Here is a 24,606-nt window from a genome sequence, read left to right on the forward strand (position 1 = left end):
TAAGTTCACGCCTTCATTAAAAATTAAATTAACAGGTAGTTTGGCCGCGTTATGATGTCTCGTTTTTTTACGTTCGAAGAGCACGCCACTTTAATTGAGGGGGCATATCATTTTCCCCTTGTTGTCTTATCCTTATTGGTAGCCGTGTTCGCATCATTTATGGCGTTTAACGTTGCGGGGCAAGCTTCTGTTACTCATGACGCACTTAGACGAAATACGTTATTAGGAACAGGAAGTATCGCGCTAGGTGGTGGCATCTGGTCAATGCACTTTTTAGGTATGACAGCGTTTGACCTTTGCTTGCCAGTAGATTACGACCCTTTAATTACCTCACTTTCTGCCATTCCAGGTGTCGCTGCAGCTTGGGTTGCGCTTAATCTTTTAGTCAAAACACGCATAAGTATCACGGAAGTATTATTAGGCGGTGTATTGGTGGGGGCTGGCATAGGTACCATGCACTACAGTGGTATGGCCGCAATGGAGATGGCGCCACTTCTTCGCTATGACATTGGTATGTTTGTACTCTCTATTGTGGTCGCCGTAGGCTTGGCAATGCTATCGCTGTGGATTAAATTCGGTATTACTGCTGCAACCAAAAGCAGAAAGATGCTGGGTAAACATGTGATTTTGGCGAGTGTTATTATGGGATTGGCAATCGCTGGTATGCATTATACTGGCATGGCTGCTGCAAGGTTTGTTCTTCCTCCAGGAATGGAAGCGTCAGGCCAATCATCAAGCATAGCCGTTTTTCTTGCTATTGCTATTGCTATTGTTACCTTGGTACTGATAATCCTTGTTTTGGGCATTAGTCTTTTATTTAAATACCGTGACGTCATGATACGCGCAATAGAAAGCGAGCGAATTCAAAGCGCCATCACTGATACTGCTGTCGATGCCATCCTGACCGTTGATGACAAAGGAATTGTTAAAACAGCGAACCCTGCTGTAGAGCAAATTTATGGTTATACCCAGCAAGAAATTGTAGGAATGAAAGCCATTGAGATGGTTCCGCCTGAAAGACGGCATGTATATAACGATGACTTTTTTAGCCAACGCGTTGTGCCAACTGAACAAATTATCGGTACCGGAAGGGAAGTTGAGATTATCCGTAAGGGCGGGGAACGAATTCCGGCACGCCTTGGTGTTGGGTACACCAAAATAGAAGGTAAGCCCGTATTTGTTTTTTTTGCTTCAGACCTTCGAAAACGAAGAGAAATGGAAGATGCGCTGCGTGAAAGTGAAGCCAAGTTTAGAAGCTTAATATCTAACATACCAGGTATGGCTTATCGGTGTTTGAACATGCCAGGCTGGCCTATGGTTTTTCTAAGTGATGCTGTGTCAGAAGTGACTGGTTATCCGGCGAGTGACTTTGTTTTACCTGACCCAAAGCGTTCGTTTACTGACCTCTATCATCCCGATGACGTTGAGCGACTCTCTAATATTAACGATGATACGGGTTCTTTCTCCTACGAGTACCGAATTATAGCGAAATCAGGTGAGGTGAAGTGGGTTACTGAACACGGTGTTCACGTTAAAGACGATGATGGCAACATCCTTTACGTCGATGGTTTCATTTCAGACATAACTCAAAGACGGGTAATGGAGGATGAGTTAAAAGCTGCGAAAGACAAAGCTGAACAAGCGGCAGCCGCACGTACTGCATTCCTTGCCAATATGAGTCACGAAATTCGTACTCCTATGAACGCGATTATTGGTTTTAGCGACTTGATGTTAGGAGAGTCGCTGCGCGAAGAGCAAAAGTCTCACTTAACGACGATAAACCGGTCGGCCCGTTCATTGTTGCATTTACTTAACGATATCCTTGATAGCGCAAAGTTGGATAAGGGTAAGCTCGATTTGGATTACCGTAATTTCCTTATCCGCGAAGAGTTAGACTTGGTTATCTCTACGTTTTGGTTAGAGGCAAAACGCAAAAAAGTGGGCCTCGTGCTCAATGTTGACGATTCAGTAGCCAATGCGTATCGAGGCGTACCTGAGCGTATGCGACAAGTCCTCAATAACCTTATTGGTAACGCTGTTAAATTCACTCATGAGGGTGAGGTTACGGTTAACGTACGAAGTGATGCGAACTTTGTTTACTTTGCCGTCTCAGACACGGGTATAGGTATGACGCAGGAGCAGGTAGAGCGTGTGTTTGATCCTTTTTCACAAGCCGACGCGTCGATGAGCAGAAAGTATGGTGGAACGGGGTTAGGGACCACAATATCAAAACAACTCGTCGAACTTATGGGGGGAAATATCTGTGTCAGTAGCGAAAAAGGCGAAGGTACGACATTTACATTTAGGCTGCCATTGGAAGAAGTTGAAGCATGCGAGTACGCTTCCGATAAAGTACAGCTAACCTCAATGAAAATTGACGCAACATTACGCGTATTGGTGGTTGATGATGTTCAGCAAAATATAGAATTATTATCTCTACTTCTCTCGCGAGCAGGACATCAAGTCGATACTGCTACAGATGGTTTATTGGCGCTGGAAAAAATGGAGTCAGCGCCATTCGACGTGGTGTTAATGGATTTGCAAATGCCCAAGTTAGATGGGCTAGAAGCGGCAAAACGACGTCGAGAATATGAGAAAGAGCACAGCTTACCTTCAACGCCTATTATCGCCCTAACGGCAAGTGTCCTAATACAAGATAAGCATGCGGCTCAGAAAGCAGGAATGGAAGGGTTTGCTAATAAACCCGTGGACTTTAACTTGCTCATGGAAGAGGTTGCGCGCGTATTAAAACTTGACTCCCATGTGGTAAGTACGTCAACTGGCCATTCACATGAAAATGAATCAGCGACGACGTTCAACGTTGAAAAGGTTGTACTAGATATCACAAAAGCGGTTGGTTTGTGGGGGAGCGAAGATATTGTGCTAAGGGAGGTCGACAAGTTCTCCAATGCAAGTAGAGAAAAAGTCGATGCGTTAATGAGTGCTGCCATCAGAGAAGATTATGACGTTGTTGCGAAGCTTGCCCATGGACTGAAGGGAACGTCTGGCAATCTGTGTTTAACTACGTTTTTTCATATCACCAAGGAGATAGAAGCACAGGCGTTGAAAGCACGCGTTAATATTGAAGAAATCAATCAGCTTCGCGGTGCATTAGACAAGATAGAGTTGATGTTGAATGAGTCTCCCTTGTATGCAGAAAATGCCATTAATGAAAGCATTGATAACGCGTTGCTGCTCAGTCATCTGGAAGCTATGCTCAACAGTGTAGAGCAAAACATGGTAGATGAAGGGGAGTTGTCGTTTTTTCGCGAAGTTGGATGTTCTAGTCACCAAGAGCAAATTACTCAAATACTTTTAGATATCGATGATTTTGAGTTTGAGTTAGCGCGTGAGCGCATCTCTTCACTGATACAAGAATTAAAGTAGCTAAGAGATATGGCATGTTAGAAATTGAAATAACAAAACCTACTTTACTCCTCGTTGACGATGAGCCTGTAAACCTGCGGGTTTTAAAGCAACTTCTCGCCAGTGATTACCAATTAATTTTTGCCAGAAATGGTGAGGAAGCACTGAAGCTAGCACAAACAAGACAGCCTAATTTAATACTTCTAGACGTTATGATGCCTGGGTTAACGGGGTTTGAAGTATGCCGCCAGCTTAAACAACAAGCAGATACAAGGCAAATCCCTGTTATATTCGTAACCGCCTTAAACGATGAACACGAAGAAACGGAAGGCTTCGAGGCGGGGGCGGTGGACTACATCACTAAGCCAATATCTCCGGCCATTGTAAAAGCTCGGGTTAAAACTCACCTTAGTTTAGTACAAGCAGACGAACTGTTGGACAGCCGCTTGCAAGTTGTCCAGCGTTTGGGAAGGGCGGCAGAGTACAAAGACAATGAGACGGGCATGCATGTTATGCGCATGAGCCATTATGCTAAAGAGTTAGCGCTTGCTTATGGACTCACTGACAAACAGGCGGAAATTTTACTTCACGCGGCGCCGATGCACGATATCGGCAAAATAGGTATTGCCGATAGCATAATGCTAAAGCCGGGCAAGTTAACTGACGAAGAATTTGCCACCATGAAGCATCACCCAGAAATTGGTGCCGAAATTATTGGTGATTGCGGCGATTCTCTGTTGTTACAGGTAGCGAAATCAGTGTCACTGACACACCATGAAAAGTGGGATGGTTCTGGCTATCCCAAAGGACTGGCAGGCGAAGATATTCCAATTGAGGGACGCATTTGTGCCATAACTGATGTGTTCGACGCACTTACCAGTAAACGGCCTTACAAAGATGCGTGGAATATTGAAAAAACCATCGATTTTATGGAAAGTCAGAAAGGTAAGCATTTCGAACCAAAACTGGTCGAATTGATGATCGAAATTATGCCAAAGATTCTCGACATAAAAGCCAAGTTCAAAGATGAGGACTAACCGCTACGTCTTTTCGCTGTTGCTTAATGCGTCGCCTATACGTATAATGTGCGCATCAAGTGATGAGAGCGGGCTCCCTCATTAAAGGAAAGTAACGCACTTATCATTAGCAAGCTATCACCTATCGGTGGTTTTACCCATAAGTTTGCAACTGCCTACATTGGCAGGTATGGGTTCAGAATTTTAATAAAAGCCCCGCTAGTCCGGGGCTTTTTGTTGTATTAAAACCTGGAGTCAGCCTCGCTGAGCCAGGCGATGACAGGTGGGCTTTAGGCCCTTTTTTCGTTTTTGGAGGTTTGCATTGGCAAAACTTGAAGAGAAACTAACCGAAATGCTTGAGCCGGGTGTTGAAGCACTGGGCTTTGAACTGGTTGGTATCGAGTTTGTACGAGCGGGGAAGCATTCAATTCTTCGCGTTTTTATTGATCATGAGAACGGTATTACCGTAGATGATTGTGCAGATGTAAGTCATCAGGTTAGCGCAATTTTGGACGTTGAAGATCCAATTAGCACTGAATATAACCTCGAAGTGTCATCACCAGGTATGGACAGACCGCTTTTCAAAGAGAAGCATTACATCGAGGCTGTGGGTGAAGTGGTTCAAGTTCGATTGTCTATGCCAATGGACGACCGACGTAATTTTAAAGGCAAAGTACTTGCGTGTGAAAACAGCATTGTAAGTATTGAAGTGGATGGCCAGCAGTTCCAGTTAGCTGTGGCGAATATCGAAAAAGGTAACGTTGTTCCCACGTTCGATTAACGGAACAGCTCTGCTTTCATCGACGAAAGCATAAGAGAGGCGAAAATGAATAAAGAAATTTTGTTAGTGGCGGAAGCCGTTTCAAATGAAAAACAAGTGCCTAGAGAGAAAATTTTTGAAGCGCTAGAATTTGCAATCGCTAGTGCAACAAAAAAGAAAAACGAAGGCGAAATTGAAGTTCGTGTAAGCATCGACAGAACGTCTGGTGACTTTGATACATTCCGTCGCTGGTTGGTTATCCCAGATGACCAAGAGCAAGAAAATCCATTTGCTGAAATTACGTTTTCTGCGGCGCAAATCGACGAGCCAGAGATACAACTTGGCGATTATGTGGAAGAACAGATTGAATCTATCAAATTCGACCGCATAACTACGCAAACCGCAAAGCAAGTGATCGTACAAAAAGTACGTGAAGCTGAGCGTCAGCAAATGATTGCTGAGTACGAAGACAAAGTAGGTGAGTTGGTTACAGGTACGGTTAAGAAAGTAAACCGCGACAACATCATCATCGATTTGGGTAACAACGCTGAAGGTGTTATCTACCGCGATGACATGCTTCCTCGTGAAACTTTCCGTCCGGGCGACCGTGTACGTGGTCTTCTTTACGTTATTCGTCCAGAAGCACGTGGCGCACAGCTATTTATTAGCCGTACACACCCAGACATGCTAGTTGAGCTTTTCCGTCTGGAAGTACCAGAAATTGCGGAAGAGACACTAGAAATTAAATCTGCAGCGCGTGACCCAGGTTCTCGTGCAAAGATTGCGGTTAAAACTAACGACAAGCGCTTAGACCCGGTTGGTGCGTGTGTGGGTATGCGTGGTTCACGTGTACAAGCCGTATCAGGTGAGCTTGGCGGTGAACGTGTTGATATCGTGCTATGGGACGAAAACCCAGCGCAATTCGTTATCAATGCTATGGCTCCCGCCGAAGTGGCGTCAATCGTTGTTGATGAAGACAGCAACAGCATGGACGTAGCGGTTGAAGCAGACAACCTAGCACAGGCAATTGGCCGTAGTGGTCAAAACGTTCGCCTAGCTAGCCAGCTTACAGGCTGGGAACTTAACGTGATGACGGTTGACGACCTCAACAAGAAACACGAAGAAGAAAACGCGAAGGTACTTGATCTATTTACTGCTGGTTTGGACATTGACGAAGAATTCGCGTCTGTCTTGGTAGATGAAGGCTTTACAACGTTAGAAGAAGTGGCATACGTGCCTGCAAGTGAACTTCTAGCGGTTGAAGGGTTAGATGAAGAAATGGTTGAAGAGCTGCGCAACAGAGCGCGCGCTTTCCTAACCACGCGTGCACTGGCGAACGAAGAGTCGCTTGAAGGTGCAGAGCCTACAGAAGCCTTATTAAATCTTGAAGGTATGAGTAAACACGTGGCCTATGTGTTGGCCAGCCGCGGTGTTACCGACCTGGAAGAATTAGCAGAACAAGGTACCGATGATATCAGTGATATCGATGAACTAGACGAAGAGAAAGCCGGTGCGTTAATCATGGCGGCTCGTAATATCGTATGGTTCAGTGAAGAAGAGTAAGGTCAACAGGGGGAAAATTACGTAATGGCAGATGTATCTATTGAAAAGCTCGCCAGCGACATTGGTACGACCGTTGACCGATTGGTTGGCCAGTTTAAAGACGCGGGTATCTCTAAGAGTGCCGGCGATCAGGTAAACGAAGACGAGAAACAGAAACTATTGGATCATTTAAGTAAGCAACACGGCAGCGCAGCTGAACCAACGCGTATGACACTTAAGCGCAAGACAACTAGCACATTAAGTGTTGGCAAGTCTAAAGAAGTGAAAGTGGAAGTACGCAAGAAGCGCACATACGTTAAGCGCAGCGACGTTGAAGAACAGCAGCGTCAAGCGGAAGAAGAAGCGAAGCGTCTTGAAGAAGAGGCACGTTTGAAGCGCGAAGCAGAAGAAAAAGCAGCTGCTGAAGCGAAGAAAGCCGCTGAAGAAAAAGCGCGTAAAGCAGAAGAAGCTAAGAAAGCTGCTGATGAAGAGCGTGCACGTCGTGCGGAACAAGCTAAGAAAGAAGCTGAAGCCCGCAAAGCAGACGAGCCTGAACTAACTGAAGCTGAGAAAGCTGAAGCAGAAGCTGCACGTCAGGAAGAAGAGCGCCTGCGTAAAGCACAGGAAGAAGAAGCGCAGAAGAAACTTGAAGAAGACGCGAAGAAGGCGGCTGACGAAGCGCGTAAACTTGCTGAAGAAAACGAGCGTCGCTGGAAAGAAGAAGAAGAGCGTCGTAAGAAAGCAGAAGCTGAAGAAGTTCACTTGCATTCTAACCGCTATGCTCAAGAAGCAGAAGACGAAGAAGACATGCAGGTTGAGCGTTCTTCACGTCGTCGTCGCAAGTCTAAGAAAAATGCTGGTGAGCATCTTAAGCAAGGCTTTAACAAGCCTGCAGCACCTGTAGAGCGCGTTGTTAAGCTTGGCGCAACCATCACAGTTGGTGAGCTGGCAAGTAAACTTGCTATTAAGTCTAACGAAGTTATCAAAACGATGATGAAGATGGGCGAGATGGCTACCATCAACCAAGTACTAGACCAAGACACTGCGGTACTTGTAATCGAAGAGATGGGTCACAAGTACGAGCTTGTAAATGACAATGCGCTTGAAGATGAGTTGCTAGCAGACAGCACAGATGGCGAGAAATCGACACGTGCTCCTGTTGTTACTATCATGGGTCACGTTGACCATGGTAAAACATCACTGCTTGACTACATACGCCGTGCGAAAGTAGCAGACGGTGAAGCAGGTGGTATTACCCAGCATATCGGTGCTTACAAAGTACAAACAGATAACGGTGAAATCACTTTCCTAGATACACCTGGACACGCCGCGTTTACTGCAATGCGTGCTCGTGGTGCTACGGCGACGGATATCGTTGTTCTTGTTGTTGCTGCAGATGACGGCGTAATGCCGCAAACGAAAGAAGCGGTACAGCACGCCCGTGCTGCGGGTGTACCTCTTATCGTTGCAGTGAACAAGATGGATAAAGAAACAGCCGATCCAGACCGCGTTAAAACTGAGCTATCTCAACTAGAAGTTATCTCAGAAGAGTGGGGCGGTGAACACCAGTTCTGTAACGTTTCTGCGAAAACAGGTATGGGCGTCGATGAGCTTCTTGATGCTATCGTTCTTCAGGCAGAACTACTTGACCTTAAAGCGGTAGCTGAAGGCTCTGGTCGCGGTATTGTTATCGAATCTCGTCTTGATAAAGGTCGTGGTCCGGTAGCGTCAGTACTCGTTCAGGAAGGTCAACTACTTGCTGGTGATATCCTACTTTGTGGTGAAGAGTACGGCCGTGTTCGTGCAATGCGCGACGAAAACGGTAAAGAGATTAAAGTTGCAGGACCTTCAACGCCGGTAGAAGTACTTGGTCTTTCAGGTGTTCCTGTAGCGGGTGAAGATGCCGCAGTTGTTAAAGACGAACGTAAAGCTCGTGAAGTAGCAGCGAAGCGCCATCAGAAGAAACGCGAGCTTAAACTTGCTCGTCAGCAAAAAGCGAAACTTGAAAATATGTTTGCGAACATGGAATCAGGTGACGTTAGCGAACTTAACATCGTACTTAAGGCTGACGTACAGGGCTCTGTAGAAGCGATTTCTGAGTCACTGGTTAAGCTTTCTACTTCTGAAGTTAAAGTTAATATTGTAGGTAGTGGTGTAGGTGGAATCACCGAAACTGACGCGACCCTTGCGGCTGCATCAGGCGCTATCGTACTAGGCTTTAACGTTCGTGCCGATGCAACAGCACGTCGCGTACTAGAAGCTGAAGAAATTGACCTACGTTACTACAGCGTTATTTACCACCTAATTGACGAAGTGAAAGCGGCCATGAGCGGTATGCTTGCACCAGAGTTCAAGCAGGAAATCATTGGTCTTGCCGAAGTACGTGATGTATTTAAGTCACCGAAACTTGGCGCAATTGCAGGCTGTATGGTTACAGAAGGTAATGTTAAGCGTAGCAACCCAATCCGTGTACTTCGCGAAAACGTAGTAATTTACGAAGGCGAATTAGAATCACTACGTCGCTTTAAAGACGACGTACAAGAAGTACGTAACGGTATGGAATGTGGTATCGGCGTTAAGAACTATAACGATGTGAAAGTAGGCGACCAAATTGAGGTCTTCGAAATCGTTGAGGTTAAACGCGAAATTTAATTGCCTTAGTTAATTCGGCAAGTGAAAAACGGGGGCCGAGTGCTCCCGTTTTTGTCTGTATATAGTAAACAGACTCAAGCATGCCCTACGTTAAATAAGGAAAGGAGAGTACAATGGCTCGTGAATTTTCACGTACCGACAGAGTAGCTCAGCAAGTTCATAAAGAAGTAGCGAGCATTCTGCAAAACGAATACAAACACCGTGTAGGCGATATGCCTTTAATTACGGTCTCTGATGTAGATGTATCGCGCGACCTGGCCCACGCGAAAATCTTTGTGACTATCTACAACAGCACTGAAGAAGAAGGCAAAGCCCAAATCAAGCAGCTAGCTGAATACAAAAAGTTTATCCGCAGTATTCTAGCTAAACGAATTCGCATGCGCTCAGTGCCTGATCTTCATTTCTTTGAAGATAAGTCGATTGTTGAAGGTATGCGTATTTCTAATCTTGTGTCTCAGACCATCGCTAAAGATGAGTCGAAGCGCGATGAAGACGATTCACAAGAGCAGGAGTAAATGGCAAGACGTCGTAAAGGCCGTGACATTAACGGCATAGTATTGCTTGATAAACCGCTTGGTGGATCATCAAACCAACTGCTTCAAAAAGTGCGCTGGTTGTACAAAGCCGCCAAGGCTGGGCATACGGGCGCACTTGATCCACTTGCCAGTGGCATGTTGCCGCTGTGTTTGGGTGAAGCGACGAAGTTTTCCCAGTTTCTTCTGGATGCCGAAAAGACCTATGAAGTTACTGCTCAATTAGGTGTTCGTACCACCACGTCTGACGCCGATGGCGAAGTGGTTGAAGAAAAGCCTGTTGATGTCAGCGAAGAACAAGTACGCGATGCGTGCTTGGCATTTCTTGGTAAGAGTAAACAAATCCCGTCCATGTTTTCAGCGCTTAAACATCAAGGTAAGCCGCTTTACCACTATGCACGTCAAGGTATAGAGATTGAGCGAGAACCCCGTGATATTGAAGTGTATGAACTGGACGTACTGCGTATTGAACTGCCGTTTGTAGAAATGCGCATTAAATGTAGCAAGGGCACTTATATTCGCTCTATCGTAGATGATTTAGGTCAGAACCTTGGCTGTGGTGCCTACGTGACCCGCTTACACCGTACGGAAGTCGCAGACTACCCTACGGATAAAATGGTGTCGCTGGATAAGTTAACTGAAATCCAGGAATCATTGGAAGAAGGTAACTTTAAAGCGCTGGATGACTTATTGATTCCTATGGATACCGCCGTAAGTCGTTTGCCATTTGTGACGATCAACGACGCTGAAAGAAGCCGTTTTGATAACGGCCAATCTGTAAAAGGGGTTTGTAGCGAAGCGCTAAGTAAAGGCGTGGCTTATCGTGTTTACCATGGCGACGATACCAGTGGTATTTTCTTAGGCGTAGGGGAAGGGGTACTTGACCCGAAAGATCAAGGCATTCCGAAACAAGAAGTGTTTGTTAACCCAAAACGTCGAGTTGTTTACAACTAACGTTACTGTCTGTGCAACCGTATCCATTTTCTGTTAAAGCCCAGCTATGAAGCTGGGCTTTTTTATGGTTAGATATAAATCGTTTAGATTAGATGAGAGGTTGCCTCTACGCCTAACATCGCGTTGTTACCTCGTTAATGTTTTTCAAATAGGATTGCAGTTTCATGAAAAGGATATTCACTTGGCTTTGCTCGGTATGCATCGCATTTATGCTAGGCTTTTGGCTAAATGCTTCACTAACAGCCACGTCAGATAGTATCGAGCCTCACTCAGATAATGTAAGTGAAGTTGAAAACAAGACTGCTCATAAAGAATCAGTTGATACCGACGTCATAAATCCTGCGCATATTTCTGTAAAAACAAGTGAACCTGTTAAGATTAATATTGATTTATGGTTGCGTGAGAAAAGAAGGCTCAGTTTAAAAGAAACAGGGGCTTTTATTACGCTTATTAGTGAGATGGATGAAGCGTCCGTTATGAAAGCGTTATCTGACTGGGATGTTTCAGCTATATCAATCGAAAATGCGGTGTTACTCTCCTCAATGGTAACTCGCTTAGTCGAGCTTAATCCCAACCGGGCTATTGATTTTGCAAGTAACTTAGAGGGAAACTCTGAATTCAAAATGCAAATAAAGGTGTCGGTCATTGCAAACTGGGCAAATCAAGCCCCGGCCGAAGCCCTAGATTGGTTTATCAATCAAAATGCTGAAGTCCAGACGCCATCGCTCCAAAATAGCGTTTTTGCCATGTTAATTTTTCAAGAGATGGCTAAGAAAGACGTGTTTAATGCTATTGACTCTATTTCTTTACTTAAATCAGACAACCAAAGACGGCTTGCATTCAACGGTGTCTTTAGCACATTAGAAACGTCGAGTGAGTTTATTAATATTTTGCCGGTAGTAGAGGATCAAAATGATAAACAAATTGAACGCAGTCACCTTCAGCAATGGGCTCGAAACGACGTAGAAGGCGTAAAAACCTGGGTTGCTTCACTGGAAGATAATGACGAAACGCGAGAAATAAAAAAGGAAATATTCAATAACTATTTTCACGTAGCTCCCGTAGAAGCCGCTTCTTGGTATGTAGCACAAAGTGTAGAAGAGGATTATAAAACAGATGTTGAGCATGCCGCTGATCTTATCGCAAGTATAGAGCCACAAGAGGCGCTTGAGTGGGTGCAACGACAAACAGGTATTGATACACAGCGTGCCATTATGAACGTGTTATATCGTAGCGCACGCAATCACCCAGAGTTTGTCGAAAATAAGCTTTCTTTAGTACATGACCAAAAATCTCAGATAGAAATAGCACTCTTTGTGTACCGCAGCTATGAAGATAAAAGCAGTGAGCGCGCCGAACGCTTTTTAGACGGACTTACTTATAAAACTGAGATAAAGAAAAAGCTCGGGCCGCTGTACCGAGGATTAAATAGCACCAACTAATGAAAATACGCTGTAGAGTCCTTGCTAACTGTTCAAAGGTCATTATAATACAGCGCTCATTCCGCTTTGCTGAATTAGTGATCGGCGAAGCATTAATATTAGGAGAATGATATGTCACTAACTAAAGCAGAAACCGCGAAAATTATTGCTGAGTACGGCGTTAAAGAAGGCGACACTGGTTCACCAGAAGTTCAAGTAGCTTTGCTTACTCACAACATCAACAAGCTTCAAGGTCACTTCGCTGATCACAAGAAAGATCACCACTCTCGTCGTGGTCTTCTACGTATGGTTAGCCAACGTCGTAAGCTTCTAGACTACCTTAAAGGCAAGAACGCTGAGCGTTACCTTGACCTTATCAAGCGTCTAGGTCTACGTCGATAAGACTAGGTTTCAAGAAAAGCGCCCAATGGGCGCTTTTTTTTCGTCTGCTCTTGGCTTTGGTAACTTATTGCGTATGACGTGTGATGAAGTAGGTCTATTGACGCGAATCGACTTTCTCTGCAGTTTTAGTGGAAGAGCGAACTGCATTTTGCATTATTTTCAGCTCACGCTCAGTTAAGTTTCTCCACTGACCTGGCCTTAAATTACTGAGTTCCAAATGCATAATACGCGTTCGTTTTAGTTTGGTGACCTCGTAACCCAAAAACTCACACATTCTGCGTATTTGACGATTAAGTCCTTGGGTGAGAATGATAGTAAACTTGTTTTTGCCAGTAGGTTTAACGATGCAAGGTTTTGTTACCGTTCCTAAAATAGGAACGCCCCGCGCCATTCGTTTTACAAAGCGCTCGCTTATTGGTTGGTTTACCGTTACTTCATACTCTTTGTCGTGCGCGTTTTCAGCACGAAGAATCTTGTTCACAATATCGCCATCGCTCGTAAGAATAATGAGTCCTTCAGAAGGCTTATCTAATCGGCCTACAGGAAATATGCGCTCTTTGTGACCTATAGCGTCTACAATATTGCCTTTGACATGACGTTCGGTAGTGCAGGTAATGCCGATAGGCTTGTTATAAACAATATATACGCGGTCTGATTTATCTGACGCTACCGCACCTACAACCTTACCATCTACTTTTACTATATCGCTAGGGCCTATCTTAGTACCCAGTTCCGGCGGCTGATTATTAACGGTAACGCGATTTTGCTCAATGAGTTTATCGGCTTCACGGCGAGAGCACAGGCCAGTATCGCTGATATATTTATTTAAACGTTTGGGCGCTTGTTCACTCATTGCGCATTAAGTCCTATTGATTTTGAAAAGAAGGCAATTCTACCACGACAAAAAGAAAGGGGCGATTCGCCCCTTTCTTTATTATGCGCAGTACTTCGCTTGTTGTGCTTAGTTGGTTACTCTCGGAATACGTACGATTAGCGTTATTAGTTACCTGAGGGAGAAGGGGCGGACCCGCTACCACCCGTTGAGCCGCTTCTTGAGACAACTTTGGTGGCTATATCTCGGATCTCATTTTCCATACTAGTAATACGCCCTGATAACGTCGTGTTGCGCTGTTCTAACACCGAAAGCTTATCAGTTAAGTTACGAACACTTTGTTGCGCGCTTTGCTTGTCGCTTGCCGCTTGTTCTAACTGAACGTTAACCGCCAGTAGCTCATCAGCCAATGAAGCTAATTGATTTTTAACTGAACCAATAGCCGCAGTTTGCGCCTTTACATCATCAGAAACGGCATTGATGTTTTTATTAAGTGCTGTTTGAACATTTCCTACACGGTCGCCAAGATCAGCGATTTCTTGTTGGTTTCGACGCCATGCTGAAGCCCATAGCTTATCCATTTGCTCCCAAAGCTCGTTGGTCTTGTTAGTCAACTCGGTCACTTTAACCTGCAAAGCAACGGTAGACTCGCCAATTTCTTCGCCTGTGGCAGAAAGTTTGTTCTCTAGCTGCATGATTCGCTTTTCGGCCTGCTCAGCTACAGCTTTTTGTTGTTCAAGCATGGTGAACAAGTAATAACATCCTCCGCATGCCGCCAGCGCAACTAGAGCAACTAATAAAATCCAAAGCCCATTACTGCTACCGCTGCTTGATGGCTGACGGCTAGCCGAAGAGGGAGATGAGGACGTGGCTGCCTTTGTTGGAGCCGCTTGTCTTTTCGTCTGGTAGTCTCGACGGTCTTCCTCATCCAATCTAATGGTTGGAAACTCATCGCTTTTAGAATTATTTGCCATAGTAAATTTGTTATCTCTTTATGAAGCGCTCTCTTCATAGTGTCGACATCTTCTATATCGTTCAAGAGAGCACATTTATTTTGCGCACGATTTCATGTTATCGCTAAATTAAGGGAAATTCTATGGCTTATGTTGAGTGTCAATCAATATAAGCCAAAGAATTTGAAACTCGAATGATTTAGCCGCTTATTTAGCGAGAAAACACCTTGTTAATTTTTATCGCCAATCCACTCCACACGGTATAAATCGCGACGTCGGTCTAGGTAGTTTCTTACTGAACCTTCATTTTGCAATTTAGTCAGTTTGTCTAGGTCTAAATCAACAATCAGCGTCATTTCGGTATTTGGTGTAGTCTCTGACACGATAGCATCGTGAGGGAATGCAAAGTCACTAGGGGAAAATACCGCAGTCTGTCCATATTGAATGTCCACGTTATCAACTTTGGGCAAGTTTCCTACACTTCCTGCAATTGCTACGTAACATTCGTTTTCAATAGCCCTTGCTTGTGCGCAGCGGCGGACACGCAGGTAGCCATTTTTCGTATCCGTCCAAAACGGAACAAACAAGATTTGCATCTCTTGGTCGGAAAGAATGCGTGCCAACTCGGGAAACTCCACGTCATAACAGATTAACACGCCGATTTTCCCAAAGTCGGTATCAAATGTCTTGAGGCTGTTTCCACCCTTCATGATCCAGTCCTCTTTTTCATGAGGTGTTGGATGAAGTTTGTACTGGCTCTCAATGGTCCCGTCCCGCTTGCAAATATAGCTAACGTTATATAGCTGTTCATCTTCTACCACAGGCATTGAACCCGCGATAATTGTAATATTGTATGACACCGCTAAATGCGATACGGCAGTTAAAATTTCATCAGTGTAAGTAGCCAAATGCCAAATAGCGTCGATGGACGAATCTGAAGGACTTAGGCCCATTAATGGCGCGTTAAAAAATTCGGGAAAAAGGGCGACATCGCACGAATAGTCAGACAGTGCGTCGACGAAGTACTCAACCTGCTGTAACAGCTCCTCGACATTATTAAAATAACGCATTTGCCACTGAATACATCCTATGCGCGCACTTGATTTTCTACTAGCTATCAATGACGGTGTGCCAGGCTCGTAGTAAATGTTGTGCCATTGAAGCAGCGTGGCATAACCCTTCGATGCTTCATCTTCAGGGAGGTAGGCGGTCATTACTTGCTTAACTTCAAAACCGTTTGATAGTTGAAACGTCAAAATAGGGTCGTAAATATCCTTGAGTTTAACTTGCTCAATGTATTCATAAGGCGACAGTTCATCTGCATAGTTTCTATAATTGGGTATACGGCCCCCAGCCATAATTGATTTTAGATTTAAATTTCTACATAGTTCTTTGCGCGCTTCATAAAGACGCCGACCCAAACGAAGGCCGCGGTACTCTGGGCAAACAATAACCTCTACGCCATAAAGCACATCACCGTTCGGATCGTGTGTTGTTAGATAGGCATCACCGGTTATTTCATCGTAACTATGTTTGTCACCGAACTGGTCGTAATCAACAATAACTGAAATGGCAAAAGCAACGACCTTCCCTTTATCTTCAATGCAAATTTGTCCTTCAGGAAACGTGGTAACTTGCGCTTTGTAGTTAGAATAAGGCCATGCGCCTCCAACGTTAGCGTATACCTTATCCATTAACGCTTTTACGTCGTTGTAGTCGTCCAACCTCAAGTTTCTTAAGTCTAGATGATGTTCTGTTTCTTCTATCTGTGTTTGATCTTGACTCATGGGTTACTCTTTTTGCTAAAAAATTCTGATACGTATGTTGTATATTTCTACTTAAACGCCTTGCAAGTAGTTTTTCAACTGTTAAATGCAGGTGAGTGTTTCAAAGAATGAGACAAAGGCGACGAGGACACGTGAAAAGCGCTTTCACTCGACATTCTTAAAATATGCACCTCGGTTTACTTGTTGATTTAGTTTACCTTTTACGGAATTTACTGGTGCACCAATGGAAATGAAGTAAGCAAGAAGCGTGCGACTTTGCATCGCCCAGACGAACGATAAAAAAATTTTCTTCTATCGATAAAAAAATAGCACAGAAAATAGGTGGTGATGCGATTGCCATAAGTCTCAACCCCGAGTATAAGTTCGCAAACTTTTTAACGAATACAAGCACCCTGACTACGCGGTTAGTCAACCGCTTAAAGGTAAAGATACTTTGATGAATAGAGAGCAACTTGCGTCCTATCAGCCTCTACATGTTTTCGATGAAGCCATATTTGAAAATGTCGTCGATGACTTAGTCACTCAAGGCTTTTCTATTCAAGAGAATGGTTTACCTGATTTTATTACTCAGGCACTTTTGTCTTGCCAGAAATCAATATCCGAAGCTGAATACAAAAGAGCGGGTATTGGTCGCGCTGAAAATTATCAACAAGCTGAAAAAGTGCGAGGGGACGAAATTTGCTGGATCACAGGGTCTTCTGAAGAAGGGGCCTTGTGGCTTTCGTGGTGTGAAGCTATGAAAATATACATAAATCGTTCACTTTTTATGGGGCTTTTTTCTTTTGAAAGTCATTTTGCCTGTTATGAACCCGGTAAATTTTACAAACGCCATGTAGATGCGTTTAAGGGGCAGGGCAATCGCGTACTGTCACTCGTTGCTTACTTAAATGATAGATGGCAAGAAAACGACGGTGGAGAATTGGTGCTTTATGTTGATGAAAGTGACGAGACAGGCTCTAAAATTCTACCAACTAAGGGCACATTCGTGGTGTTTCTTAGTGAAGCCTTTCCCCATGAAGTATTGCCTGCGGTAAAAACGCGTCATTCTGTCGCAGGGTGGTTCAGGGTAAATGGAAGTGTTAATGATAACATCGACCCACCACGCTAGTATCTAAAAAACAATACTTATGTATAATACGATTTTGCTATATATCTGTTGTTATGAAGCATGGCTCAAAATAAAAACGAAACATAAGCGCCGGCAAGTTATGCGCTGACTGTGCAGTTAAAAGCCATGTTTCACAGATCGTATAGTGTTATCCACAATAGGCTGCGCTTAAGCTATTCTATTGTGTTGCTTAGGGATAAGATGTAAGAAGTGATTGGCTAATGCTGGAAAAAATACCTGCCCCCACCCCAAGAGAAGAGCTACACGTGCTGGTTATTGATAACCAAGGGCTAGTGCACGATGTTGTTGCATCAGCATTACATGAAGTTGGGATTAAAAACGTAAGTAGTGCATTTAATGCATTTCATGCCAAAAGGCTTTGTTCGGCAAGACAATATGATTTTGTTTTACTAGCGTTTAACGTAAGTCACGATAAAGATGGTTTTCACCTTTTCGAAGAATTAAAACACCTCAATCACATCAATGACACCACAACGGTAATTTTTCTCAGTGCAGAGACCACCCCGGAACTTGTTAACTGTATTGTAGAGCTACAGCCCGATGACTTTTGGGTTAAGCCACTACAACGCAACAAGATTGAATCTCGGCTAGAATACCTTATTCAAGTTAGACTAAAGCTTCATAAAATGTTGCATTGCATGCATGCTGGTGACTATTCCACAGCTATGTATTACGCAGAACGACAGTTGAATGATCCCTCGCTTTCGGAATACCACACCCGAATAAAACGGCTTATTGGTGATTGTTTGCTGCAGCTTCGCGACTATGAAACGGCAGAGGATTACTTTAGAACACTGTTACAAAGTATGGACCACGCATGGGTTCACATTGGTCTTACTCGTTCGCTATTGCGTCAAGATGAGCTAGAAGAAGCACAGTTACTGGTTGACGATCTGCTCCAGCGACCCGACACGCGATTCCTTACTTTTGATTTACTCGCACAATACTTTATTGAAAAAGAGCAGTTTGATATTGCTTACGAGCAAATGAAAGAAGCAAGTCGACTAGCTCCCCGAAATATTGAACGCAACAAGCGTTTATGGGATCTCGCCAGACTTAATCACGACAAAGCCGGTCAGCTCTCTGCCGTGCAAAATATGGCCAAGTTTGCCAAAAATTCAATTCACGATTCGCCGCAACTGACACTTAATGTTATTCGCTCAACCATTGATTTGGCCACAAGCCTAGGTAATGCAGAAGGTGACAAGTACTTAAAGCGCGCAGAGTATGAACTGGAAGAACTTAAGCAGCAAAAAGGTATGCAAAATCAACTCGCCGAGCAGATTGATGTGGTTAAATCGCGAGTACTATGCCTAAGAGACCAGAAGCGTGAAGCGGAAAAATTAATGGAGGGGCGTACTGCGTCTACCGACGGACTATCGATGGAAGACAGTTTAGACAAAATGAAAGCGTTTCATGAACTGGGCATGCGCGAGCACTGTGTCAGTATTTTGGATAAATTGAGAAAACAGATAGAGGGCGATACGTTTACTTCACAAGTGGTGAATGAATACCTTAACCAAGAATCAATAGAGCGTACCGAAATTCAGTTTACCACAAAAGAACTTAAACAGATGGCGGCAGTGAACTACAAAGAAAACCGCCTTATCCCTGCGTACAACAACCTGCAGCAGGCGTTAACGCTGTCACCAAAAGACAAGCAAATTGCGTTAAGCTTGCTTAAAGTCATTACTCAAATGCATCTTGATGGTGGGCTAAGTGAAGAGCAAATGAAGTCAGCGCAGCGAGCGGCAAAGTTACTCTGTGCAGAAGAGCTATCGGCGACTCAGGCGGATAAACGCGACCAGTATATTGCTCGCATTGGCATTGAAGTCGACGATACTAATGCTGCTGATTTAGTTGGTATGGTTGTGGCAAAAGTTTAATTTTTTGCATGTTCACTGTATGCGGACTTTTTGACAGAGCAGTGCCTGACATTTATTTTCAATCACCCTATAGTCACAGAATCTATGATAAATGTGAGACAAAAACTAAAAAGCTGCTTTGATACCAGAGCAGCTTAAACGTTTTAAAAAAGTTAACCTTTTCTTTTTTTATTTATTCGCAGCAGTAGTGCGACGACGAAAGCCAATCGCTGCAGCTAGCAGAGCAAGAATTCCTCCCATTGCCCCACCAGAACTATCATTGCTTGCTTCTTCCTCTTCTTCAGTAACATCCGCTTGTAAATCGAAGGTGGCGATGAATGGGTCGTGGTCTGAGCTTCTAAATGGACCAATGTCAGTGAAAGCGTAACCGTCTTCATCCGCGTAATAGCGAAGCGCTTGATCGTACTGCAACTGGTAAGCTTCAACTGAGTTAATGTTCCAGTGAGCACCGTCAATGGCATCTGCAAGCATGGCTTCACTTGCTAATACATGGTCTAAACTACCTACCTGTTCAGTACCGTAGAACCAGTATGAGAAGCCTTCTGCATCAAATTCTTCTGCCAAATTGTGATAGCCAAAGCTTGACTCGACCTCTACTGAAACGCCTTCATCCATACCTGTATTAACCGCAGTCGTAATAGTGTATCCACGAGACTCAGGTGTGTAGTCGGTCAGCACGGCTACTGGATCTTCAGCGCTATACGCGTTTAAATCGCCTAAGATAACCTTACGCTCTGGCAAACTTTCATCGCTTAGCGCATTGCCTAGTGTAATAGCCGCTGATACACGAAGAGCATTACAGCTTCCTTGAATGGTCGTGATTTCAGACGGTGCTTCTGCTGCGTCTTCGGCGCATTGACCACCTTTTGATTTAAAATGGTTCACGGCCACAAGGAAAGATTCGCTGCTTTCAGTGTGAACGAACGATTGAAGAAGGCTTGGGCGCATGCGTGCCAGGCTATCTTCATCAATTTGTTGCTCTGGCATAGCGACTATCATAGCGTCGTTTTCCGGCGTTACGACTGAAGCTTTGTATAACAAGCCAACAGTAATCGCATCCGTACCAATTTCACTGCCATCACTGGTAGCGATGAATGAGTATTGTTCGGTTTCACCAAGTTCAGCGTTGATAGCATTAACTAAAGATTGGATAGCACTATCTTCACCGAAACCATCGTTTTCTATTTCCATCAAACCGACAACGTCTGCGTTAAGGTTAACGATTGCTTCAACGATACGACCTTGTTGCAATTCAAACGCCACTGCATCGTCTGCGCCGCGGTTTCCGTCATAATCGAAAGTCACGTCGCCATTTGCATCTACCTCACCATTAAAGTAGTTAAGCACGTTGAATGTAGCAATAGATAGGTTGCCTTCTGTTACAACTGGGGTCGCTTCACGGGTCGACGTTACGTCAATAATGTCGCTAGGGTTAATCCTGTAAGTGCCAAAACTGTAGTTTAGTGGGCCAGCAGCTGAAACAGAATCACCAATTCGAATAGCATTAGCGTAGCTAAAAGTAGGGAAGTAATTAAGTGCATCTGGGTACTGCGAACTGCTGTTATCTTCGATAGTAAGAAGGCTTGTTTCGCTCGCTTCTTCTGCCGCTGTGTAAGCTTCTGACAGGGGCGCCGCCACGTCGCTTGGTTGGCGTTTAATTGTGTCACTAACAACGATCTCACCAAAACGCCACAGGTTGTTTGTGCTTGTCACTGTCGCATCAGTCACGCTAACAACCATACCTTCAACGGTTTCTAGGTCAAGTTCGTACGGCATAGAAAGCTCTATTGCCGAAACAGCATCCGCTGTACCACAATCGAGTGCAGCCACATCGCTATCCATAGCAAGTGTAGTCATACCGTAGTTTTCTTCTACTTCACCGTAAAGGCGAATCAGGTTGCCTGTTTCAACGTCAACGGAACCGTCTACAAATAAGCCTTCAGAAGTCGCGTCGTCAGCGTCGTAATCAGACGCTTCTTCTTGCACAAAGAAGCCGCCAGCACGTATGCCGGTTACAATAGCTTCAATAATAACGCTGTTGCCAACTTCAGCAGAGCTGCTTTCACTTCCTTGAATAGCACTAATAAGTGTTGCGTCTGCGCCACAAGTACCTAATTCAACAGCAGGTTCTTCTGGAATTTCTACAACGTCATCGCCACCTTCAGTGGTAAACGTGCCAGCTGGAAAAGGCGTTGCAGCGTCGGTATTAGTGGTAGAGCCATCTAGCGCGTCTACACCACTGTAGGTCCAGTTTGTGGCTTCAAAACTGCCACCATTTGCGGTTTGGCCTGACGTACGGTATGCCCATCCATCCAGGTATTCCCATGCAGTGCCGTTGCCGTCCGTATTGATGTCACCAAATGTATCAATAACGCTGCCATCTTTAAAAAGCTCAACTGCGTCGTCACCATTAATACCCATTGCCGATGTGTCGTAGTCTGGCGCTGAACCGAAAAACGCAGTAAAACCTTCAACCTCTGAGGCGACGTATATGTAGCTGCCAGCGCTTGCAGAAACACCAGCTGGAAAGGTGAACTCCTCGCCATCTGTGCCGCCACCATTGTTCGCACTGCCGATGCCATAAGAAGATAAATCAGCAATATCGTTGACAACGAATAGTTCTACGGCTTTTGGAACACCGCCACTTAGTGGACCATCAATAACACCGCTTATGACTAAATCGTTGGCTTGTATGGCAGTTGAAGAAAGAGCAGAAATGATTCCTGCAGATAGTAAAGTTAATGATGTTTTCACGTCATTTTCCCTTTGTAGTTTTCATTATTTTTAATTCACATAATTACTGTTTCTGCTTTTGTCGAAATAGAAAAAACAGAGTGATATGTGAATCGCAATTTTCTTATTGCTTCGACTACACTAAGGGCAATTGTAATGGATAGGAATGACTCAATCTTATTCAAGCTGTTTTTAAAATGTTCATTAAATATCAGTTACTTATAATCTATAGGTAAGTTTACTCAAAGCTTTAACTCTTAACCAAAAGCTAATGTAGTTGTTAAGTAATGCTATTGACACATCTATGACAACAGTTCGCCTGGTAAAAAATACGCTTTTTGTTGATATCTTTATTTTAGCGCACGAGCGAACAGTGCGTGGTCATCAACTACTTGTTCTGTATAAAGATTTGCTATTTTGACAAGCAGGCTTTTTACTTGAGAAAACGATGTAGAGGCTGATGAAGCAAATCGTGTGCTCCTTCTGTCACCTCGACAGTGGGCTAACGCAAGGCTATGTCCACACAGTTCTGCAAAGTATTCGAAGCCGCCATTAATCGCCTTGTTACCCATTGCAACGTCTTGAGGGTCCACGCCTACTTTTGCGTGATGTCTGGAGCGAACCAGATAATGGGCATTTTCAAACTTTACTTCATCAAGCACTAAGTCCGGTTTTCGTTGCATTCTGCGTTGGCAGCGGGCAGTAAGATGCGCAGCGTTTAATTTATTAACTGGATTAATATCGGGGAAGTAATAAATAGGCGCCGCAACACGTTGTTGCTTAACTTCTACAATATGACAATGCGCAAAGCTTGCTGAATTATGTGGCTTTGCTGGCCCTACTAAAAAGTAGTAGCGCGCCATATTTACCGACCCAGTGCCCGCATCAAGGCGTTTCACTATATCGACTACCGCATCGTCCATGTAGGGAGCAAAAGCTTCTAGTAGCGTGGCGTATTCTTGTGGGCTTAGGGTAGAAAATTTCTCACTGTTGGCCTTAAACCCCAAGGTCTTGCCATCAAAATGAACGGCTTTAGCCAGCGCACTTTTAACCGTGAAGTTTTCTCCTCCTGCACTTCGGCTTTTCGCTTTTTTATATAGCTTGGTCAGTTTGCTTGGTGCGGCATTAGGGCAATAGTCTATGGCTTCGTTAATTACCGTGGCATTTTCTACTACCCGGCTACAGGTTTCTACGTAACGCTCAATAAATGCATATTGCGCATTAATAACCTGCTGTTGGCTGACAATAGGTTTAGTGATGTCGATGTTATCGCACGCATATTTTCCCTCAGCGACACCTCGACAATGTATCTGAGCAAGGTGCAGTGAAGTGAGATAACGAAGCACATCCCATTGCGCTTTGCCGACACATGCATCATCAAAGTCGTTGGGTGAGAAAATAACCGTATCTCCGTGAGATCCTTCTTCTGTGAGAAAGCCAAAATTTGAGGTGTGGCAGTCTCCCATCACGCTAGTGAGGGGAATTGTGTCGCACTCTGTAGGGAAATTGATAAGGCCAGCTTTCATATCGGCGTAAAACAACTGCGCACTGCCTCTGTAGAAAACAAAGGGGCTGGCTTTCATTTTTGCATGCTTTGCCAAATTGCGTGATGGCGCGTGCCCATCGATCAGCATTATTTCATTCGAGATGTGCTGTAGCCGGGAATTTGTCATTGTTTTCTCATTTAGTGGGATTAAGCCAGTGAAACCGTATTGCAAAGGCAATCAATCTATTTTGGCTCAATTTTCATCGTTCAATTCAATAACCTGATTAAGCGATTCATTTTTACCAATTAGTTTTTTGCGATTGAGCGCGCTATTCTTATCACCAGTTTCAAGAGACATGAATTTCGCGACAAGTGATTATATTCACAAAACTGCAAAACCATGTCGACACAATAAACGTAAAGTTTTTATTCGCATGTGTTAAACGTGCGGAAGTAATTTAAACCAAATGGAGAATTAAACATGGCATTGATTAATACTGCTATCAAACCTTTCAAAGCAACTGCATTTAAAGACGGCGAATTCGTAGACGTAAGCAGCGAAGACATCAAAGGTAAATGGGCAGTTTTCGTATTTTACCCAGCTGACTTCACATTTGTTTGCCCAACTGAGCTTGGCGACATCGCTGACAAGTACGAAGAACTTCAGTCTCGTGGCGTAGAAGTATTTTCAGTATCTACTGACACTCACTTCACTCACAAAGCATGGCACGATTCTTCTGATACAATCAATAAGATCAAATTTGCAATGATTGGCGACCCAACGGGCGAAATCACTCGCAACTTCGATTGTATGCGTGAGACTATGGGCCTTGCTGACCGTGCAACATTCGTTGTGGACCCAGAAGGTATTATCCAAGCGATGGAAATCACTTCTGAAGGCATCGGCCGTGACGCAGACGACTTAGTACGTAAAGTTAAAGCTGCTCAGTACGTTGCAAACAACCCAGGTGAAGTTTGCCCAGCTAAGTGGAAAGAAGGCGAAGCAACACTAGCACCTTCACTTGACCTAGTAGGCAAAATCTAAGCAGCACGCTTAGCGCTTAATATTTGAAAGCTCCGCGCTTTGTGCATTGCACAGTATTAAGCAAATAATTTATAGGGAGTGGGTCTCCACTCCCTGATATTAATTCCCA

General features: G+C 44.2%; 17 protein-coding genes. 12 read left to right on the forward strand and 5 right to left on the reverse strand.

Annotated elements, in window-relative coordinates:
• Positions 1-51 precede the first annotated feature (51 nt).
• The 9 genes from ACXAGV_RS08105 (at position 52) to rpsO (ending at position 12,646) form a co-directional block, all read left to right on the forward strand.
• The gene (locus ACXAGV_RS08105) at positions 52-3,387 is read left to right on the forward strand and encodes an MHYT domain-containing protein (RefSeq protein WP_474872806.1); all 3,336 of its coding nucleotides are present in this window, start codon (positions 52-54) and stop codon (positions 3,385-3,387) included.
• Between the two features lie 14 nt (positions 3,388-3,401).
• Positions 3,402-4,403, forward strand: a complete 1,002-nt coding sequence (locus ACXAGV_RS08110) for a response regulator (RefSeq protein WP_474872807.1) — start codon at positions 3,402-3,404, stop codon at positions 4,401-4,403.
• 301 nt (positions 4,404-4,704) lie between these two features.
• Entirely contained in the window at positions 4,705-5,163 is a 459-nt protein-coding gene (gene rimP, locus ACXAGV_RS08115; protein ID WP_474872808.1) for a ribosome maturation factor RimP, read from the forward strand.
• Between the two features lie 45 nt (positions 5,164-5,208).
• Positions 5,209-6,705 carry a transcription termination factor NusA gene (gene nusA, locus ACXAGV_RS08120; RefSeq protein WP_334058238.1) on the forward strand — a complete coding sequence of 499 codons (1,497 nt, stop codon included), beginning with the start codon at positions 5,209-5,211 and terminating at the stop codon, positions 6,703-6,705.
• Positions 6,706-6,729: 24 nt separating this feature from the next.
• Positions 6,730-9,336 (forward strand): translation initiation factor IF-2, encoded by a 2,607-nt coding sequence (gene infB, locus ACXAGV_RS08125; RefSeq protein ID WP_474872809.1) that lies wholly within the window; start codon positions 6,730-6,732, stop codon positions 9,334-9,336.
• Positions 9,337-9,449: 113 nt separating this feature from the next.
• Positions 9,450-9,851: a 30S ribosome-binding factor RbfA gene (rbfA, locus tag ACXAGV_RS08130; RefSeq protein ID WP_118495169.1), complete on the forward strand. Its 402-nt coding sequence runs from the start codon at positions 9,450-9,452 to the stop codon at positions 9,849-9,851.
• On the forward strand, positions 9,852-10,823 hold the full coding sequence (gene truB, locus ACXAGV_RS08135; RefSeq protein WP_474872810.1) for a tRNA pseudouridine(55) synthase TruB: 972 nt from the start codon (positions 9,852-9,854) through the stop codon (positions 10,821-10,823).
• A 164-nt stretch (positions 10,824-10,987) separates the two neighbouring features.
• Complete coding sequence (locus tag ACXAGV_RS08140; protein WP_474872811.1) at positions 10,988-12,265, forward strand: hypothetical protein; 1,278 nt, start codon at positions 10,988-10,990, stop codon at positions 12,263-12,265.
• A 111-nt stretch (positions 12,266-12,376) separates the two neighbouring features.
• A complete protein-coding gene (rpsO, locus tag ACXAGV_RS08145; protein ID WP_012518257.1) occupies positions 12,377-12,646 on the forward strand; it encodes a 30S ribosomal protein S15 in 270 nt (89 codons plus the stop codon).
• A 94-nt stretch (positions 12,647-12,740) separates the two neighbouring features.
• Here the strand turns inward: rpsO and rluF are convergent, their stop codons facing one another.
• The 3 genes from rluF to ACXAGV_RS08160 all read right to left on the reverse strand — a co-directional run bounded on the left by rluF (position 12,741) and on the right by ACXAGV_RS08160 (position 16,218).
• Positions 12,741-13,499, reverse strand: a complete 759-nt coding sequence (gene rluF / locus ACXAGV_RS08150; protein WP_474872812.1) for a 23S rRNA pseudouridine(2604) synthase RluF — start codon at positions 13,497-13,499, stop codon at positions 12,741-12,743.
• 146 nt (positions 13,500-13,645) lie between these two features.
• Positions 13,646-14,452, reverse strand: coding sequence for a hypothetical protein (locus ACXAGV_RS08155; protein WP_474872813.1), 807 nt, complete (start codon positions 14,450-14,452; stop codon positions 13,646-13,648).
• 209 nt (positions 14,453-14,661) lie between these two features.
• Entirely contained in the window at positions 14,662-16,218 is a 1,557-nt protein-coding gene (locus tag ACXAGV_RS08160; RefSeq protein ID WP_039222014.1) for a bifunctional GNAT family N-acetyltransferase/carbon-nitrogen hydrolase family protein, read from the reverse strand.
• Positions 16,219-16,654: 436 nt separating this feature from the next.
• Here ACXAGV_RS08160 and ACXAGV_RS08165 point away from each other — a divergent pair, with 436 nt between their 5' ends.
• A complete protein-coding gene (locus ACXAGV_RS08165) occupies positions 16,655-17,326 on the forward strand; it encodes a 2OG-Fe(II) oxygenase (RefSeq protein WP_474872814.1) in 672 nt (223 codons plus the stop codon).
• Positions 17,327-17,547: 221 nt separating this feature from the next.
• Positions 17,548-19,233: a response regulator gene (locus ACXAGV_RS08170; RefSeq protein WP_474872815.1), complete on the forward strand. Its 1,686-nt coding sequence runs from the start codon at positions 17,548-17,550 to the stop codon at positions 19,231-19,233.
• A 168-nt stretch (positions 19,234-19,401) separates the two neighbouring features.
• Here ACXAGV_RS08170 and ACXAGV_RS08175 read toward each other — a convergent pair whose 3' ends face one another.
• Both ACXAGV_RS08175 and ACXAGV_RS08180 read right to left on the reverse strand, forming a co-directional pair.
• Positions 19,402-21,987 (reverse strand): ExeM/NucH family extracellular endonuclease, encoded by a 2,586-nt coding sequence (locus ACXAGV_RS08175; protein WP_474872816.1) that lies wholly within the window; start codon positions 21,985-21,987, stop codon positions 19,402-19,404.
• 329 nt (positions 21,988-22,316) lie between these two features.
• Positions 22,317-23,639: a DUF2252 family protein gene (locus ACXAGV_RS08180; protein ID WP_474872817.1), complete on the reverse strand. Its 1,323-nt coding sequence runs from the start codon at positions 23,637-23,639 to the stop codon at positions 22,317-22,319.
• Positions 23,640-23,939: 300 nt separating this feature from the next.
• Between ACXAGV_RS08180 and ahpC the strand changes: the two genes are divergently transcribed.
• On the forward strand, positions 23,940-24,497 hold the full coding sequence (gene ahpC, locus ACXAGV_RS08185; protein ID WP_425291745.1) for an alkyl hydroperoxide reductase subunit C: 558 nt from the start codon (positions 23,940-23,942) through the stop codon (positions 24,495-24,497).
• Positions 24,498-24,606: the final 109 nt, after the last annotated feature.

This window comes from Alteromonas sp. ABH4_453, from assembly GCF_056160665.1.

What these genes read in the sequence shown, in the direction of transcription:
- truB (WP_474872810.1), top strand. Translation starts at nt 9,852, where the DNA reads ATGGCAAGACGTCGTAAAGGCCGTGACATTAACGGCATAGTATTGCTT.
- ACXAGV_RS08110 (WP_474872807.1), top strand. Translation starts at nt 3,402, where the DNA reads ATGTTAGAAATTGAAATAACAAAACCTACTTTACTCCTCGTTGACGAT.
- rbfA (WP_118495169.1), top strand. Translation starts at nt 9,450, where the DNA reads ATGGCTCGTGAATTTTCACGTACCGACAGAGTAGCTCAGCAAGTTCAT.
- ACXAGV_RS08180 (WP_474872817.1), bottom strand. Translation starts at nt 23,639, where the DNA reads ATGACAAATTCCCGGCTACAGCACATCTCGAATGAAATAATGCTGATC.
- ACXAGV_RS08165 (WP_474872814.1), top strand. Translation starts at nt 16,655, where the DNA reads ATGAATAGAGAGCAACTTGCGTCCTATCAGCCTCTACATGTTTTCGAT.
- ACXAGV_RS08160 (WP_039222014.1), bottom strand. Translation starts at nt 16,218, where the DNA reads ATGAGTCAAGATCAAACACAGATAGAAGAAACAGAACATCATCTAGAC.
- ACXAGV_RS08155 (WP_474872813.1), bottom strand. Translation starts at nt 14,452, where the DNA reads ATGGCAAATAATTCTAAAAGCGATGAGTTTCCAACCATTAGATTGGAT.
- ACXAGV_RS08170 (WP_474872815.1), top strand. Translation starts at nt 17,548, where the DNA reads ATGCTGGAAAAAATACCTGCCCCCACCCCAAGAGAAGAGCTACACGTG.
- rluF (WP_474872812.1), bottom strand. Translation starts at nt 13,499, where the DNA reads ATGAGTGAACAAGCGCCCAAACGTTTAAATAAATATATCAGCGATACT.
- nusA (WP_334058238.1), top strand. Translation starts at nt 5,209, where the DNA reads ATGAATAAAGAAATTTTGTTAGTGGCGGAAGCCGTTTCAAATGAAAAA.
- infB (WP_474872809.1), top strand. Translation starts at nt 6,730, where the DNA reads ATGGCAGATGTATCTATTGAAAAGCTCGCCAGCGACATTGGTACGACC.
- ACXAGV_RS08105 (WP_474872806.1), top strand. Translation starts at nt 52, where the DNA reads ATGATGTCTCGTTTTTTTACGTTCGAAGAGCACGCCACTTTAATTGAG.
- rpsO (WP_012518257.1), top strand. Translation starts at nt 12,377, where the DNA reads ATGTCACTAACTAAAGCAGAAACCGCGAAAATTATTGCTGAGTACGGC.
- ACXAGV_RS08140 (WP_474872811.1), top strand. Translation starts at nt 10,988, where the DNA reads ATGAAAAGGATATTCACTTGGCTTTGCTCGGTATGCATCGCATTTATG.